Annotated in this window: 11 protein-coding genes; all 11 read left to right on the forward strand. The window is 62.0% G+C overall.

All coding sequences use genetic code 11. From position 1 onward, the window contains the following. Positions 1-3: 3 nt before the first annotated feature. A complete protein-coding gene (flgK, locus tag C8K63_RS22080) occupies positions 4-2,049 on the forward strand; it encodes a flagellar hook-associated protein FlgK (protein ID WP_108218613.1) in 2,046 nt (681 codons plus the stop codon). Positions 2,050-2,062: 13 nt separating this feature from the next. Further along, positions 2,063-3,634: a flagellar hook-associated protein 3 gene (locus tag C8K63_RS22085; RefSeq protein ID WP_108218614.1), complete on the forward strand. Its 1,572-nt coding sequence runs from the start codon at positions 2,063-2,065 to the stop codon at positions 3,632-3,634. Between the two features lie 115 nt (positions 3,635-3,749). Next, on the forward strand, positions 3,750-7,343 hold the full coding sequence (locus C8K63_RS22090; RefSeq protein ID WP_108218615.1) for a glycosyltransferase: 3,594 nt from the start codon (positions 3,750-3,752) through the stop codon (positions 7,341-7,343). Between the two features lie 378 nt (positions 7,344-7,721). Next, entirely contained in the window at positions 7,722-8,495 is a 774-nt protein-coding gene (rfbF, locus tag C8K63_RS22095) for a glucose-1-phosphate cytidylyltransferase (protein WP_108218616.1), read from the forward strand. Next, on the forward strand, positions 8,477-9,559 hold the full coding sequence (gene rfbG, locus C8K63_RS22100) for a CDP-glucose 4,6-dehydratase (RefSeq protein ID WP_108218617.1): 1,083 nt from the start codon (positions 8,477-8,479) through the stop codon (positions 9,557-9,559). Before rfbF ends, rfbG begins: the two co-directional genes overlap by 19 nt. Then, on the forward strand, positions 9,556-10,116 hold the full coding sequence (locus C8K63_RS22105) for a dTDP-4-dehydrorhamnose 3,5-epimerase family protein (protein WP_108218618.1): 561 nt from the start codon (positions 9,556-9,558) through the stop codon (positions 10,114-10,116). Before rfbG ends, C8K63_RS22105 begins: the two co-directional genes overlap by 4 nt. Next, positions 10,113-11,339 carry a class I SAM-dependent methyltransferase gene (locus C8K63_RS22110; protein WP_108218619.1) on the forward strand — a complete coding sequence of 409 codons (1,227 nt, stop codon included), beginning with the start codon at positions 10,113-10,115 and terminating at the stop codon, positions 11,337-11,339. The genes C8K63_RS22105 and C8K63_RS22110 overlap by 4 nt, the downstream gene beginning before the upstream one ends. Continuing rightward, a complete protein-coding gene (locus C8K63_RS22115) occupies positions 11,336-12,457 on the forward strand; it encodes a DegT/DnrJ/EryC1/StrS aminotransferase family protein (protein WP_108218620.1) in 1,122 nt (373 codons plus the stop codon). The genes C8K63_RS22110 and C8K63_RS22115 overlap by 4 nt, the downstream gene beginning before the upstream one ends. Continuing rightward, positions 12,454-13,119, forward strand: a complete 666-nt coding sequence (locus C8K63_RS22120) for an acetyltransferase (RefSeq protein ID WP_108218621.1) — start codon at positions 12,454-12,456, stop codon at positions 13,117-13,119. Before C8K63_RS22115 ends, C8K63_RS22120 begins: the two co-directional genes overlap by 4 nt. A 30-nt stretch (positions 13,120-13,149) precedes the next feature. Next, positions 13,150-13,878 carry a cephalosporin hydroxylase family protein gene (locus C8K63_RS22125; RefSeq protein ID WP_108218622.1) on the forward strand — a complete coding sequence of 243 codons (729 nt, stop codon included), beginning with the start codon at positions 13,150-13,152 and terminating at the stop codon, positions 13,876-13,878. A gap of 52 nt (positions 13,879-13,930) precedes the next feature. Next, positions 13,931-16,855 (forward strand): TIGR00180 family glycosyltransferase, encoded by a 2,925-nt coding sequence (locus tag C8K63_RS22130; RefSeq protein ID WP_108218623.1) that lies wholly within the window; start codon positions 13,931-13,933, stop codon positions 16,853-16,855. The last annotated feature ends 74 nt before the right edge of the window (positions 16,856-16,929 follow it).

The following is a 16,929-nucleotide window of genomic DNA, read 5'->3' on the forward strand; positions in this document are numbered from 1 at the left end:
ATCATGAGTTTGCTCAATATCGGGATGTCGGGGCTGAGTGCTGGCCATAACTCGTTGGTGACGACCGGCAACAACATTGCCAACGTCGACACCGCCGGGTACTCGCGCCAGCAGTCTGTGCAGAGCACCAAAGGCTCGATTCAGTACGGCAACGTGTTCATCGGCACCGGCACGACGCTGGCCGATGTGCGTCGCGTGTATAACTCCTATCTCGATTCGCAGTTGCGTACCGCCACCTCGCTCGACAGCGAAGCTACGTCGTACAACGCCCAGGCCACTCCGCTGGACGCCACGCTTTCCGATTCCAACACCGGGCTGACCGGTGTGCTGCAAAAATTCTTCACGTCGATGCAAGGCGTTTCGACCTCGGCCACCGACGACACGTCCCGCCAGTCGGTGCTGACCGGCGCCCAGGCCCTGTCCGCTCGCTTCAATTCGATTGCCAAGCAATTGAACGATCAGAACACCAACCTGAACGGCAGCCTGGGCGACATGGCGGATCAGGTGAACAAGTTGTCCACCACGATTGCCACGCTCAACCAGAAGATTTCCGAGCTCTCCACCGGCACCAACCAGCCAAACGACCTGCTGGACTCGCGCAACGAAGCCGTGCGCCAACTGTCCGAACTGGTCGGTACCCAAGTGGTCGAGCGTGGCAACAGCTACGACGTCTACATCGGCAGCGGTCAGCCACTGGTGGTCGGCAACACCACCAATACGCTGCAAACCGTGCCGAGCCAGGGCGATCCATCGCGCATGGCGCTGCAGCTCAACCGTGGCTCCAGCACCATCGACGTGACCTCGGTGGTCAGCGGCGGTGAGATCGGTGGTCTGCTGACTTACCGCAAGGAAGTGCTCGACCCTTCGCTCAATGAGCTGGGGCGCGTGGCGTTGGTGGTGGCCGACCAGATCAACAGCCAGCAGGCGCAAGGCATCGACAAGAACGGTGATTTCGGCGCGGCGATCTTCAACAACATCAACAGTGCCGCCCTGGTCAGCCAGCGCAGCATTGCCGCGGCGGGCAACAGTGCCGGCTCCGGCAACCTGGATGTCACCATCAAGGACACCGGCAAGCTGACCACCAGCGACTATCAGGTGACGTTCACCAGCGCGACCAACTACACCGTCAAGCGCTCGGACGGCACCGACATGGGCGCGTTCAGCACCACGACGACCCCGGCCCCGGTGATCGACGGCTTCAGCGTGAACCTCAACGGCGGTGCGCTGAGCGCCGGCGACTCGTTCAAAGTGACACCGACCCGTGGCGCGGCGGCGAGTATCCAGACCGTGCTCACCGACCCGAAAAAAATCGCCGCGGCAGCACCCTTGACCGGCGTGACCAATGCCAACAACACCGGCACTTACACCCAGCCGACGCTGACCAGCACCATCGACATCTACAACCCGGCGGCCCAGGCAGAAATGCAGACCTCGCTCAAGTACTCGACGCCGGTCAAGCTGGTGTTCGGTGCGGCCAGCGGCGGTAGCCAGACCTACAACATGGTCGATGCCAAGGGCAACTCGATCGGCACCGGCACCATCGTTCCCGGCCAGAGCAACACCCTGAACCTGAAAGTGGGCATGGTCGATGCCAGCGGTGCGCCGGTCATGGACACCAGCGTCACCCCGGCCGTGCAAAAGACCTTCACCGTGCAGACCACGGTCGGCGCCACGCCCGCCAGCGGCGAAAGCTTCACCATCAACCTGACCGGCGCGGCGTCTTCGGACAACCGCAACGCCCAGGCGCTGGTCGGCCTGCAAACCAGACAGACTGTAGACACCGGCACGGCGAGCAAGGGCATCAGCCTGACCGATGCCTACAACAAGCTGGTGACCAACGTCGGCGCCAAGGCTGCCCAGGGCAAGTCCGACAGCGAGGCCACCACGGCGATCCTGGATAACGCCAAAGGGGCGCGGGATTCGAACTCCGGGGTCGACCTGGATGAAGAAACCGGCAACCTGGTCAAGTACCAGCAGTACTACACCGCGTCTTCGCAGATCATCAAGGCTGCGCAGGAAATTTTCACCACGCTGATCAACAGCCTTTAAGGAGTCGTAATTCATGCGCATTTCCACCGCCCAGTATTACGAAATCACCGCTGCCAACTACCAGCGCAACTTCAACAAGGCCATCGCCACCAGCAACGAAATCAGCAGCCAGATCCGCGTAAACACTGCCGCCGATGATCCGATCGGTGCCGGTCGTTTGCTGCAACTGGGTCAGCAGAGCGCGATGCTTGGTCAGTACGGCACCAACATCAACACCACCAAGAGTGCGTTGAGCCTGCAGGAAACGACGCTCGACTCCATCGGTACCGCTTTGCAGCGCGCCAAGGAACTGGCCCTCGCCGCCAGCAATGGCATTGCCACCGACGCGGACCGCAAGGCCTATGCGTCGGAGCTGGGCCAGATCCAGCAACAAGTGCTGGGCCTGATGAACGCCAGGGATGCCAACGGCAACTACGTGTTCTCCGGTTCGAAAACCGACACCGCGCCTTACTCGCAGAACTCGGACGGCACCTACAGCTATAACGGTGACCAGACCACTATCGACCTTGGCATTGGCGATGGCATGACGGTCGGGACCAACACCACTGGCTGGGATGCGTTCCAGCAGACCATCAATACCAGTCGCACTCAGACCACCATGACCGCTCCGGCGGTGGATGACGGTCGCGTGGTGCTGTCCAACGGCACGGTCGGCACCAGTTCCACCTACAACGCGAAATTCACTGGCGGCCAGCCGTACACCGTCAGTTTCCTCAGCAGCACCCAGTTGAAGATCACCGACTCGCTGGGCAACGACGTGACCGCCGAAGCCAGTCAGAACGGCCTGATCAGTAACTCCAATGGCGCCAACCAGACGGTCAGTTTCCGTGGCGTCGACCTGAAGTTGAACATCAACCTCAAAACCGGTGATACCAACCCGGATGCGGTGATCGCCGGTCACAGCTTCAACCTGTCTTCCACGTCGGACACCTTCAACACCTCGCGCAGCGCCGGTAACGCGTCGACCGCGGTCGTCACCGGCTCCAGCGTGAGCAACCCGACGGATTACACCAACGCCTTCCCGTCGGGCGGGGCGATCCTCAAGTTCACCAGCGCCACCGATTTCGACCTGTATGCCGCGCCGATCACTGCCGACAGCAAGCCGGTGTCGTCGGGCACCGTGGCGGGCGGCAACGCCACTGCGGCGGGCGTAACGTTCGCCCTGGGCGGCGGCACCCCGGCGTCCGGCGACCAGTTCGTGATTCAGTCCAACAACCATCAGACCCAGAACGTGCTCGACACCCTGGGCCAGATGATTACCGCGCTGAACACGCCGATCGACGGCGACCCGGTGGCCAAGCAGAAGTTACTGGGGGCCATGGAGTCGGGAATGGGCAACATCGACAGTGCGGCCAACCAGATCGGCTCAGCCATCACCACGATCGGTGCCCGCGGTCAGGCACTGGATAACCAGGCCGCGACCAACGAGAGCCTGACCCTGGCGAACAGCGCCAGCCAGAAGTCGATTCGCGATTCGGACCCGGCCGAAGTCATGACTCGCCTGACTTTGCAGCAGACCATGTTGCAGGCGGCGCAGCTGGCGTTCAGCAAGATTTCCCAGCTGGGCCTGTTCAACAAGATCTGACGGTGGTCGGGCGCGCAGGTGCCCGATAGCCTTGCCCCTTCAGTATTTATCGTCTTTTTTGCGGTAACAAAGGGCTCGCTTTTCAGGGCGGGCTCGCGCCGCCTGTGAGCCCGCCGTGAATTCACTTCCGCTTGTCAGCCTGGTCATTCCCGCCTTCAATCCACGCTTTTTCGGTCGAGCCTTGCACACGGCTGTGAACCAGAGCTACGGCAATCTGGAGATCATCGTTTGCGATGACAGTCGCGGTCACGAGATCGAAGACTTCGTGGCTTCGCTGGTCGAGCAGGGCGCGACCGTGCGCTATGTGCGTAACCCGCGCACCCTGGGGCTGGTGGGTAACCTGCAGGCCTGCCTGGAGCAGGCGCAGGGCGAGTACATCAAGTTTCTGTGTGATGACGACCAGCTGTTCTCGGCCTGCATCGAGCGTCAGGCCCAGGTGCTGATCGACTGCGCTGACGTCAATCTGGTCGTGGCCCAGCGCCTGCTCTGGGACGCCGACGATATGCCACTGCCGTCGCGCCTGGAAAACACTCCGTTGTCCCCGGTGGGCGGAGTGTTCAAGGGCGAGGACCTGCTGGCGATCTTCGAAAACTTCCCGGTCAACATCCTCGGCGGCTTCAGCAATGCGATGTTCCGGCGGGCTGACGTGCTCGAACTGTTCCCGGCACTGACGCAGCCCGGCCATTGCTTCGTCGCGACCCTCGATTTTGCCTTGTACGTCTGCCTGATGCGGCGCGGCAATCTGGCGGTGTCCAATCATGTGCTCGGCGTCGAGCGCCTGTACCCCGAGCGGCTGAGCGGCCAGCAGTCGATGAAGGACGCGGCCGAAACCGAGCGGCAGTGGCTGTCGCAGATGCTCAAGGCCCGTGGCGGCGAATCTGCGCCGGCCCAGGGTTGGGTGCGCTATGTGCCTCTGAGCAAAGTGGACGAGTCACCGCGGGTTTGGGAAGAGTTGCCGCTGAGCAGGACCCTGGGCACCAAGCAGACCACCCAGGACTGGCATGTCGGCATCGCCAGTGTCAGTTTCGCGCAACTGTATGCCCAGTGGCTGGCGTGCCGCACGCTCACCGACGGTCAGCGCGAGTTGCTGGCGGATACATTGGAGGCATGGCCAACCCGGCCCAAAATCGTTCCGGTCATCATCGACGAGCAAGGCAGCCGTTCGGCGCTGGAGCTCACCCTGCAATCGCTGGCGGATCAGGATTACGCCCCTGAATTGACGCTGGTGCTGTCGGCATCGTGCACAGAGGCTGTGCTGGATGAACGTGTGTTCCGCTTGCCATTGCAGGACGACTGGCAGCAGCAGATCAACGCCCTGTTGCCGCAACTGGAAGGCATTGGCTGGTTCTATCTGTTGCGCGCCGGTGATCGTCTGGTGGCGCCGGCCTTGCTGGTCATGGCTGAACGCATTGCGTTGTCGCGCACGCTGACTTGCCTGTACAGCGACGAAGGTGGCTTGCATCAGGGTGAGTCGGCCGAACCTGCATTCAAGCCAGACTTCAACCTGGACCTGATGCGCAGTTATCCCTACGTGGGGCGAGCGCTGGCGTTCGAGCGCGAGCAATTCCTGGCGTTGGGCGGGTTCGATTCGGTGTACGGCGAACTGGCGCCTCACGATGTGTTGTGGCGAATGGTCGAGAGCGGCGGTACGCACGTGGTCGGGCACATTTCAGAGGTGCTGCTGGAGTCGGCGTTCGACCTGGCCAAATGGCTGTCGCTGCCGCAAGTGATGGACACCAATCCGCGGTTGCTCGAGGCGCACTTGCAGCGCCTGGGTGTCGCCCACGACATTCGCCAGGGCAGCTCGGCGCTGCTCAATCGAGTCGACTATCAGCATGCTGATCGGCCACTGGTGTCGATCGTAATCGTCAGCAAGGACCAGACCCTGGCATTGCAACGTTGTGTCGAGAGTCTGCTGGAGAAAACGGCCTACGGCGAATACGAGTTACTGTTGGTGGACAACGGCAGCGAGGGCGCCGAGGCGCTCGACTGGTTCGCCGGCATGGCGCAATTGGGCAGCGAGCGGATCCGGGTGCTGCGCTGCAAGTTGCAGGGAAATGCGGCGGCGGTGCGCAATTTCGCCGCGCAGCAGGCCGCTGGCGACTACGTCCTGATGCTCAATCCCTATACGGTGATCACCCAGGGCGAATGGCTGGGCGAGCTGCTCAATCATGCGCAACGTCCGGAAGTCGGCGTGGTCGGGGCCAAACTGTTCAACCCGGATGGCCGCGTGCTGCATGCCGGCCTGATACTCGGATTGCAAGGGCCGGCCGGCGTGCCGTTCCATGGTGAGTCGCTGCAGGCGGCGGGGTACATGTACCGCTTGCAGGTCGCACACAATTTCAGTGCCGTCGGCGGCGATTGCCTGATGGTGCGCAAGTCTGTCTTTGATGCAGTCGGTGGCCTGGATGAGCAGGGCCTGGCGCAGTCCCTCAATGAGGTGGATCTGTGTTTGCGCGTCGGCCAGGAAGGTTATCTGGTGGTCTGGACGCCTCACGCGCAACTGGCGTTGGGTGCGCAGCCGGCGATGCTCGCGCAAGAAGGTGACCAGGCTCGAAGCGAGCAGGAGCAGGAAGTTTTCTATAAGCGCTGGCTGCCGATCGTGGCCCGTGATCCGGCCTACAACGCTAACCTGGCGCTGCAGGGTTTGGGCGGGGCGAGCTTCAGTCTCGAGCCCGGCCTGCGATCCGGTTGGAGCCCGTTTTCCAGGGCGCAGCTGCCGAAGATTCTCGCGTTGCCGGTCAACGCATCTGCCATCGGCCACTACCGGGTCACTCAGCCGCTGATCGAACTGGAAGCCGCCGGCAGGGCGCACGGGCGCATTCATTACAACCTGCCGACCATCATCGAAGTCGAGCGTCATTCGCCTGACGTGATCATCCTGCAGGGGCGCTATTCCGAAGGTCCGATCAACGAAATCCCGAGCCTGCAAAAATACTCCAGCGCGCGCCGCATCTATGAGCTGGATGACTTCGTGATCAACGTCCCGCACCGCAATGCGCATATCCGCAATATGCCGGGCAAGGATGAAATGGAAAAACTGGTGCGGCGCGCCATCGGCATGTGCGATCGCGTGGTGGTCTCCACCGAGCCGCTGGGTAATGCGCTGTCGGAAATGCATCACGACATTCGCGTGGTGCCCAACATGTTGGCCTCGCACTTGTGGACTGATCTGCGCAGCCAGCGCCGCACCTCGAAAAAGCCTCGGGTGGGTTGGGGCGGCGGCACCAGCCACCACGGTGACCTGGCGGTGATCGCCGATGTGGTCCGCGAGCTGGCCAATGAAGTCGACTGGGTGTTCTTCGGTATGTGCCCGGACGAATTGCGCCCGTACATGCATGAGTTTCACGGGGTGATCGGGCTGGATGTCTACCCGGCCAAACTGGCCAGCCTGAACCTGGATCTGGCATTGGCGCCATTGGAGTTCCACATCTTCAACGACTGCAAGAGCAACCTGCGTCTGCTGGAGTATGGCGCTTGCGGTTACCCGGTGATCTGCACCGAAACCCAAGCCTATCGCGGCTACCTGCCGTGCACCCGGATCAAGACCAACTCCACGGATGAATGGCTGCAAGCGATCCGCATGCACCTGGCCGAGCCGGACGCCAGCTATCGCATGGGCGATGAGTTGCGCGAGATCGTGCTGCGTGACTACGTGCTGCGCGGCGACAACCTGCGCTACTGGGAAAATGGCTGGCTGGCGGACTGATCCTTCAGGCTGTTCTGCGCAAAGGCAGGCGACGTCAAGTCGCCTGCCTTTTTTTTGGTTCTTCACCCAATCCCGGGAAACACCGTTAACGCATTCCCTGTAGGAGCCGGCTTGCCGGCGATGGTCGTTAACGATAACGCGTGTAAACCGGATAAACGCGGCGCACTTGAGTCCATCGCCGGCAAGCCGGCTCCTACAGTTGCCCGGTAGTGGATTGAAAGAGCTGGCGCGTTTCCTGCAAGTCCCCCTCATATCGCCATAAAACGAGCACTTCCGGTGAGCCCGGTCGTGCCCTGAACGGCGGCAGGTTTAACCCGGATGGCCCGCAAAAGCTTGATACAGCTTGGCTGAGCCCTGTGACGAACAAGAGGGGAAGGGATGAAGGCAGTTATTTTGGCGGGTGGCCTGGGTACGCGGATCAGCGAAGAGTCGCACCTCAAGCCCAAGCCAATGATCGAGGTCGGCGGCAAGCCAATTCTCTGGCACATCATGAAACAGTACTCCGCTCACGGGATCCACGATTTCGTGATCTGCCTTGGCTACAAGGGCTATGCGATCAAGGACTTTTTCGCCAACTACTTTCTGCACACCTCCGACGTCACGTTCGACATGTGCAACAACCGCATGGATGTTCACCAGAACTACAGTGAGCCATGGCGCGTCACGCTGATCGACACCGGGGAAGAGACCATGACCGGCGGCCGTTTGCGCCGCGCCCGACGCTACCTCGAAGACGAACAGGCGTTCTGCTTTACCTACGGCGACGGCGTGTCGGACCTCAACATTGGCGCGTTGGTGGATTTCCATCTCCAGCACGGAAAACTGGCGACCGTCACCGCGGTACAGCCACCCGGCCGCTACGGCGCGCTCAATCGCGATGGCGACAAGGTCCTGGGTTTCACCGAAAAGCCTCGCGGTGATGGTGGCTGGATCAATGGCGGGTTCTTTGTCCTGTCGCCCAAGGTGCTGCCGTTGATCGACGGCGACGACACCTCGTGGGAGTCCGGTCCGCTGGATGGCCTGGCCGAGCGCGGCGAGCTCATGGCGTTCCAGCACGACGGTTTCTGGCAACCGATGGACACCCTGCGTGACAAGAACCACCTCGAGGCGTTGTGGCAGAGCGGGGAGGCCCCATGGAAGCAATGGGACTGAGCCCGCAATTCTGGCGCGGCAAGCGGGTGCTGGTCACCGGCCACACCGGTTTCAAGGGCAGTTGGCTGACGTTGTGGCTGCAAAGCCTGGGTGCCGAAGTCAGCGGGTTTTCCCTCGACCCGTCCACCGAGCCGAGTCTGTTCGAACTGGCGCGGGTGCATGAAGGCATCAACGATCAGCGCGGCGACTTGCGTGACCTGGGCGCTTTACTGGAACTGATCGCCGAGACCCGGCCGGAAATCGTCCTGCACCTGGCGGCACAGCCGCTGGTGCGCGAAGGTTATCGCGACCCGTTGGGCACGTACTCCAGCAACGTCATGGGCACGCTCAACCTGCTCGAAGCGATCCGTCAGGTCGGTGGCGTGCGTGCCTGCGTGCTGGTGACCACCGACAAGGTCTACGCCAACCAGGAATGGCTGTGGCCGTACCGCGAAAACGAAGCGTTGGGCGGTCACGATCCCTACAGCAGCAGCAAGGCTTGCTGCGAGTTGTTGGCGCAATCCTATGCCGCCTCATTCTTTGCGCCTGAAAAGCATGCCGAGCATGGTTTGGCGTTGGCCACGGCCCGTGCCGGCAACGTACTCGGTGGTGGCGATTTTGCCCCGGAGCGGTTGATTCCCGACGTGCTGCGGGCATGGTCGGCGGATGAGCCGGTGACCTTGCGCTATCCGCAGGCGGTACGCCCATGGCAACACGCGCTGGAACCGCTGGCCGGCTATCTGCAACTGGCTGCCGGCCTGTATGAGCAAGGTCCGCAATTCGCCGGGGCGTGGAATTTCGGTCCCGGCGAAGCGGACATGTGCAGCGTCGGCGAGGTGGTCGAACTGCTCGCCAGCCGCTGGCCGCAAGCACGCGGGCTGCGCATCGAACCGAGCGATTTGCATGAGGCCGGCCTGCTGCGCCTGGACAGCAGCCGTGCCCGTCAACTGCTCGGCTGGCAACCGCGCTGGTCGTTGCAGCAATGCCTGACCCAAACCCTGGATTGGCATCTGGCGTGGCAGAACGGCGATGACATGCGCGCCATCAGCCTGGCGCAATTGAACCTGTACCGAGGCGCGCTGTGAGTGAATTTCTGCTGAAGGCGTTGCCGCTGAGCGGTTTGTTCAGCGTGCAGCACAAACGCTTCGAAGACGAGCGCGGGCACTTTTCCCGGTTGTTTTGCGAGGGCAGCCTCGGTGCGTTTGGCCAGGCGTTTCATATCCGCCAGATCAATCACTCCTGCACCCGCGAATGCGGCAGCGTGCGTGGCCTGCATTACCAGAATGCCCGCACGCCGGAAGCCAAGTTGATCACCTGCCTGCGCGGTGAAGTCTGGGATGTCGCGGTGGATCTGCGTCCCGACTCCGAGACCTTCCTGCACTGGCACGCCGAACACCTGCGTGCCGGTGATGGCCGCAGCCTGTTGATTCCGGCCGGGTTCGCCCACGGCTTCCAGACCCTGAGCGGCGACGCCGAGCTGCTTTACCTGCACAGCAACGACTACATGCCGGAACACGAAGGCGGTTTGTCGGTGCTCGATCCACGGCTGGCGATTGCCTGGCCGTTGCCTGTCAATAATCTGTCGGTGCGCGATGCAAGTCATCCGGCGCTCGATGAACACTTCGCCGGAGTGCGTCTATGAACTGCCGTGGTTGCGCCACTGCGCTGACCCTGCCGCTGATCGACCTGGGCACCTCCCCACCGTCCAATGCCTACGTGCGTGTCGACCAGCTGGAGCAGGCCGAACAATGGGTGCCGCTGAAGGTTGCCGTGTGCCAGCAATGCTGGCTGGTGCAAACCGAGGATTACACCAGCGCCGACAGCCTGTTCGATGCCGAGTACGCCTATTTCAGTTCGTTCTCCAGCACCTGGCTGGCCCATACCGAGCGTTATGTGGCCGAGATGGTCGAGCGCTTCGGCCTGAGCGCCGACAGCCGCGTGGTGGAAGTCGCCGCCAACGACGGTTACCTGTTGCAGTACGTGGCCGGGCGCGGCATCCCTTGCCTGGGCGTCGAGCCAACCCGCAGCACCGCGCAAGCGGCGCGGGAAAAAGGCCTGGAGATTCGTGAACTGTTTTTCGGTCGCGACACCGCCGCGCAGCTGAAAAGCGAAGGCTGGGGCGCCGACCTGATGGCCGCCAACAACGTGCTGGCGCATGTGCCGGACATCAACGATTTCCTCGGAGGTTTCGCGACCCTGCTCAAACCGACCGGCGTGGCGACTTTCGAATTCCCGCAGCTGCTGACCCTGATGGCCGGCCAGCAGTTCGACACGCTGTACCACGAGCATTATTCCTACCTGTCGCTGACCGCTGTGCAGACCTTGTGCGAGCGCAATGGCCTGCAAGTGTTCGACGTCAGCCAGCTCCCGACCCATGGCGGTTCGTTGCGGGTGTTCGTGCAGCGACTGGACGGCAAACGTCGCGAAGTACAACCGGCGGTCCGGCAACAGCTGCAGGACGAACTCGCCGCCGGGGTGAAAACCCCTGAGTTCTACTCCACCCTGGCGCCCGCCGCCGAGCGCATCAAGCATGACCTGCTGCGCTTCCTGTTACAGGCCAAGGCTGACGGCAAGCGTGTGGTCGGCTACGGCGCCGCCGCCAAGGGCAACACCCTGCTCAACTACGCCGGGGTCAAGCCGGACCTGCTGGCCTGGGTGGCCGATGCCAATCCGCACAAGCAAGGCAAGTACCTGCCCGGCAGCCGCATTCCGATCGTGTCGCCGGCGCGGATCGACATCGAGAAGCCGGACTACGTGCTGGTACTGCCGTGGAACCTGCTGGATGAGATCACCCAGGCCTTTGCCGGCATTCGTGCATGGGACGGTCGTTTTGTCATTGCCATTCCCGAGTTGATCATTCGATGAGCCGAATTCATTACACCAAACCCAGTGTCGGTGAGCTGGAAGCTGACTACGTACTCGATGCCGTCCGCCATGGTTGGGGAGAGCGCTGCTACGAGTACCTGACGCGCTTCGAAAAGTCCTTTGCCGAGCACGTGGGTGCGACGTACGCGATTGCCACGTCCAGTTGCACCGGTGCGCTGCACATGGGCATGGCGGCGCTGGGCATCGGTGCCGGCGATGAGGTGATCCTGGCCGATACCAACTGGATCGCCTCGGCCGCGCCCATCACCTATCTGGGCGCGACGCCGGTGTTCGTCGACGTGTTGGCCGACAGTTGGTGCCTCGACCCGCAGCAGGTTCGCCGGGCGATCACCCCACGAACCAAAGCGATTCTGGCGGTGCACCTCTACGGCAATCTCTGCGACATGGACGCGTTGCTGGCCATCGGTCGCGAGTTTGGCCTGCCGGTCATCGAAGACGCCGCCGAGGCGATTGGCTCGCAATGGCGCGGCCAGGCCGCCGGTTCGCTGGGCGCGTTCGGCGCGTTTTCCTTTCATGGCACCAAGACCATGACCACCGGCGAAGGCGGCATCTTCGTGACGTCGGACAAGGCTCTGTATGACCGTGTGCTGACCCTGTCCAACCATGGCCGCGTGGCCGGCAGCAGCAAACAGTTCTGGCCGGATTTCCTCGGTTTCAAATACAAGATGAGCAACCTGCAAGCCGCCGTCGGTTGCGCGCAGGTTGAGCGGATCGACGAGTTGATCGAACGCAAGCGAGCGATCTTCGCCCACTACGCCGAGGCGCTGGCGTCGTTGCCGGGCTTGTCCATGAACCCTGAACCGGAACATGCGCGCAACGGTTACTGGATGCCTACCGTGGTCTTTGACCGCGAGCTGGGGATCACGCGGGACATGTTGATCGCCGCCTTCCAGGCCGCCGATATCGATGCGCGGGTGTTCTTCTGGCCGCTGTCGTCCTTGCCGATGTTCAGCGAACTGACGGCTGACTCGCCCGTGGCGCATGCACTGCCGGAGCGCGCGATCAATCTGCCGAGTTACCACGACATGACCAATGACGATCAGCATCGGGTCATCGAGGTGCTGCGCGCGCTGGTACTCAAAAGGGCGCGGCTATGAAGGTTTACCTGTTGGGGGCGGCCAATCCTGAAGCGGTACGGATGATCCTCACCCTGCAACGCAGCCAGCCGGACGTGCAGTTCGCCTTTCTCGATAACGACCCGGCCAAGCAAGGCACGCTGTTTCATGGCGTGCCGGTGGTGGGTGGCACCGACAAGGTGGCCGAGCTGAAAGGCCCCGACACACGCTTTGTCAATTTGATCACTGGCAGCACGGCGCTGCGTTACCGGACCACCTGCGAGATCGTCGAGGCCGGCGGCACCCTGGGCAACTTCATCCACCCGGGCATCGATCTGACGATGATCACGGTGGGTGTCGGCACCTATCTGCAAGAGGGCGTGATCATGCAGGCGCAAGTCAGCCTGGGTGACAACACCAGTATCAGCGCCGGCAGCGTCGTCGGGCATGAAGGGCAGGTCGGCCATTCGGTGTTCATGGCGCCGGGGGTCTGCATTGCCGGTTGTGTCGAGATCGGTGACGGCACCTTTATCGGCACCAACGCCACGATACTGCCGCGATTGCGCATCGGTCGTTGGGTCACCATCGGTGCGGGTGCCGTGGTGACCAGAGACGTTCCAGACTATGCGGTTGTGGTGGGCAGCCCCGCCAGGACCATCAAGACCAATCCAGCTTCCTTTCAAGACGGTCGGGTTTTCAAGTAACCACCGCGACTAATTTCCGGAGAGTCTGTAATGAATCCTCATGAGCAGTTTCGTGAAGAAGTAAAAGAGAACATCGAAGGCCTGCAACAGGACAAAGCCTTGCAAGCCACGTCGCTGGATTGGGTTGGCACGACCGCCAGACATAAGTACACCTACAACTTCAGCTGGATGGGCCGCCCGATCATTCAGTTCCCCCAGGACATGGTCGCCATGCAGGAGATCATCTGGGCGCTGCGGCCGGACATCATCGTCGAGACCGGTATCGCCCACGGCGGCTCGCTGGTGTTTTACGCCTCGATGCTGGAGCTGATCGGCCACGGCGAAGTGCTGGGTGTCGACATCGATATCCGCCAGCACAACCGTGAGGCAATCGAAGCGCACCCGATGAGCAAGCGGATCCGGATGATCCAGGGTTCGAGTATCGATCCGGCGATCGTCGAGCAGGTCCGCCAGCGCGTCGAAGGCAAGACAGTGCTGGTGGTCTTGGATTCCAACCACACCCACGAGCACGTACTGGAAGAACTGCGGGCCTATGCACCGATGACCTCGGTGGGCAGCTACTGCGTGGTGATGGACACCGTGGTGGAAGACATGCCCGAAGACGCCTTCCCGGACCGCCCGTGGGGCAAGGGCGACAACCCGAAAACCGCGGTATGGGCCTACCTGGAAGAAAACCGCGATTTTGAAATCGACCCGGCCATTCACAGCAAGCTGCTGATCACCGTCGCGCCGGACGGCTATTTGCGTCGCGTGCGGTAATCGACAAGACATCGTTGGTTTTTTTCGGCGATACGCCGTTGTGGGGAAAGGTATGCAAGGCAAGAACAATTCTGGACACGGGTTGGCACTCAACGAACAGTTGACCGTGGTGCTGATGTCTCACGAGCGGCCGGCATTTTTGCGCCGGGCGGCACGTTTCTACAGCGGCTTGCCTTGCAGGATTCTGGTGCTGGACTCTTCGGCCGAAGGCCAGCCAAGCCTGGCCGGTCAGTATGAAAATGTGGATTACCAGCATGTCCCGCAGTTTGGCTACTGGGGCGTTCGCGCCAAGCTGGCCTTTGGCGTGGAGCAAGTGACCACGCCGTTCATGGTGTTCGCCGCCGACGATGACTTCCATGTGCACGACGCCCTGCGCGCAGCCGTGGCGTTCATGGAGGTCAATCCCGACTACGGCCTGTGCCACGGTTACAGCATGATGTACCTGACACAACCCAACAGCGTCAGCTACTTCCGGCGTGACAAGAAGGTCTGCGAAGACTATTCGTCCGAGCACGCCGAGGAGCGTGTGCTCGATTACATGCACCAGTACCTGCCGCCTTTTTATGCCGTACAGCGCACCGACCTGGTCCGTGACTGGTATCAGGTGATGGCGCAGGATACGTCCTTCCAATGGCAGGAAATCGGTCACACCTATTACATGCTGGCGCGGGGCAAGGCGCGGATTCTGCCGATCCCGTATGTCGTGCGGGAGATGAACTACGGGTACTCGGACCACAACACCGAGATCTTCCACACCCTGGCTCATGCCGATGCCAAGTCGGTGGCCGAACGCGAGGCCTTTGCCGCGTTCCTCTTCGGGCTGCCGACTCAAGTTCAAGGCGAGAACCCGGAGCAGGGCCAGCAGTTCGCGCTGCAAAGCTTTGAAGCCCTGGCCGATAGCTTGCGCACCGGTCGCGCACTGACCACCGAGCTGATTTTCGAGTCCGCCTGGACGAGCGTCGAGAAAGGCCCGGAGCGCCGTTTCGGCCCCAGGCAATACGTCGAAATGCCGTTCTACAATCAGCCGTTTTTCGATCAGCTGAGCCAGTTCGAATTCCTGTTGCATGCCATGCCGGCCGGTCGCGTTCAATTGGCTGGCCTGGAGGGTATCTGGACCCGTCAGCAGAGCCTGATGCTGGCGCGTAACAATGACACGCCGGAAAGTGTGGTCGACCGTTTGTGGCAGGCCCACGACAGCAACGTCTTCAACCGCACAGTGGTCAAGCGCCTGGTGGCTCAGCTGGAGCTGCTGGGCGAAGACGAAGAGGCGCAGACCCTGCGCGACTGGGCTGCGCGTCTCGAGGCCGTGTCGGTCGAGGGCAATGGTGCGACGTTCGACAAGATGCTCTCCGGTCGTTTGCTCAAGTGGCTTGCGCCCCGTCAGCCCGATGCCCATGAGGCCGAGTCGATCGCCCAACACCTGGCGGCCAACGACGGTGGCCCACAGTTCGGGATTTTCCTGCTGGACCTGGATAACGATATCGACAAGCTGCAGGTCAGCCTCGACAGCCTGCTCGAAGGTCACAGCAAGGCGTTCAAGATCGTGGTCTTCACCACCGGTGAAGCACCGGCGGCGACCACGGCGCAGAACACCCTGCACTTTGTCCGGGTGACCCAAAGCAATTACGTCGACAAGCTGAACCAGAGCGCGCGTCAGTCGACCTGCGATTGGTTGCTGCTGGCCGAGGCCGGCGATGAGTTCACCGCCGGTGGCCTGTTGCGCGCCAGCCTGGAACTGCTGTCTGCCGCGCAGTGCCGTGCCGTCGCCACCGACGAAATCCAGCGCACTGCAGAAGGCGCGCTGGTGGATGTGTTCCGTCCGGGCTTCAACCTTGATTTGCTGCAAAGCCTGCCGGCCTTGATGGCGCGTCACTGGTTGATCCGGCGGGAAGTGTTCATTGAAGTCGGCGGCTACCAGCCTGACTTCAGCAAGGCCCTGGAGTTCGACTTGCTGCTGCGCATCATCGAGCAAGGTGGCCTCAACGGGCTGGCCCACCTGGACGAACCGTTGCTGATCAGCCGGGCACCGGTGCTGGAAGAAAACGCCGATGAGCGCCTGGCGTTGCTGCGCCACTTGGGCAACCGTGGCTACAAGGCCAAGATCACGTCGGCAGTACCGGGCACCTGGCAGGTCGATTACCGCCACACCGAGCGCCCGCTGGTGTCGATCATATTGCCGGCCGGGGACGACCTGGCAGCGCTGCAACAGTGCCTGCAAGCTGTGTTGCTGCGTACCCGCTACATCCAGTACGAAGTGCTGATCGCACTCAACCCGAATCAGTCGGCCGAGGTCAATGACTGGCTGGGTACTTACCAGCATCCAAAAGTCAGCGTGCTGCGTGCCGACCAGACCCTGAGCGACGCGGCGTTGTACAACGCCGCCAGCCAGCAGGCGCAGGGCGAGTATCTGGTGCTGTTGGCCGCCGACAGTGAAGTGGTCAACCCGAACTGGCTTGAGTCGCTGCTCAATCACGCCCAGCGTCCGGAGGTCGGCGTGGTCGGTCCCAAGTTGATCGACCGTGATGGCAAGGTCACTCAGGCCGGCCTGATTCTCGGCATGAACGGTGGTGTGGGCTCAGCCTTTGTCGGTGAAAAGCACGACGCCGAAGGTTACTTGCACCGGTTGGCGCTGGAGCAGAACTACTCGGCGGTGTCGAAGGTGTGCCTGATGGTGCGTAAAGCGTTGTTCGACGAGCTGGACGGTCTGGACAGCGTGACCTTCGCCGACGGCTTGAGCGACGTCGACCTGTGCCTGCGGGCCGGACAGGCCGGTTACCTCACCGTGTGGACGCCACTGGTACAGGTCATTCATTCGGGGGAAGTGCCACAGGTGCCGCAGGCCCTCGATGCGCTGCGTGACAAGTGGGCGGCAGCCTTTGCCCAGGATCAGGCCTATAACGCCAATCTGGCCTTGAACGGCAAAGGCTTTGGCCTTGGCGAAAGTGCTTCGGTGAACTGGGCGCAGATGCTCGGGTAGGCCCGGCGAAAAGGTATAAGGGACTCAAGGCATGTTCAACGGTAATTCGATTTTCATCGCAGGCCGGACCGGTT

Source organism: Pseudomonas sp. GV085, assembly GCF_003050925.1.
GTDB lineage: Bacteria > Pseudomonadota > Gammaproteobacteria > Pseudomonadales > Pseudomonadaceae > Aquipseudomonas.

Coding starts and splice junctions, on each gene's coding strand:
- flgK (WP_108218613.1), top strand. CDS start 4: ATGAGTTTGCTCAATATCGGGATGTCGGGGCTGAGTGCTGGCCATAAC.
- C8K63_RS22110 (WP_108218619.1), top strand. CDS start 10,113: ATGAACTGCCGTGGTTGCGCCACTGCGCTGACCCTGCCGCTGATCGAC.
- rfbF (WP_108218616.1), top strand. CDS start 7,722: ATGAAGGCAGTTATTTTGGCGGGTGGCCTGGGTACGCGGATCAGCGAA.
- C8K63_RS22085 (WP_108218614.1), top strand. CDS start 2,063: ATGCGCATTTCCACCGCCCAGTATTACGAAATCACCGCTGCCAACTAC.
- C8K63_RS22115 (WP_108218620.1), top strand. CDS start 11,336: ATGAGCCGAATTCATTACACCAAACCCAGTGTCGGTGAGCTGGAAGCT.
- C8K63_RS22120 (WP_108218621.1), top strand. CDS start 12,454: ATGAAGGTTTACCTGTTGGGGGCGGCCAATCCTGAAGCGGTACGGATG.
- C8K63_RS22130 (WP_108218623.1), top strand. CDS start 13,931: ATGCAAGGCAAGAACAATTCTGGACACGGGTTGGCACTCAACGAACAG.
- rfbG (WP_108218617.1), top strand. CDS start 8,477: ATGGAAGCAATGGGACTGAGCCCGCAATTCTGGCGCGGCAAGCGGGTG.
- C8K63_RS22125 (WP_108218622.1), top strand. CDS start 13,150: ATGAATCCTCATGAGCAGTTTCGTGAAGAAGTAAAAGAGAACATCGAA.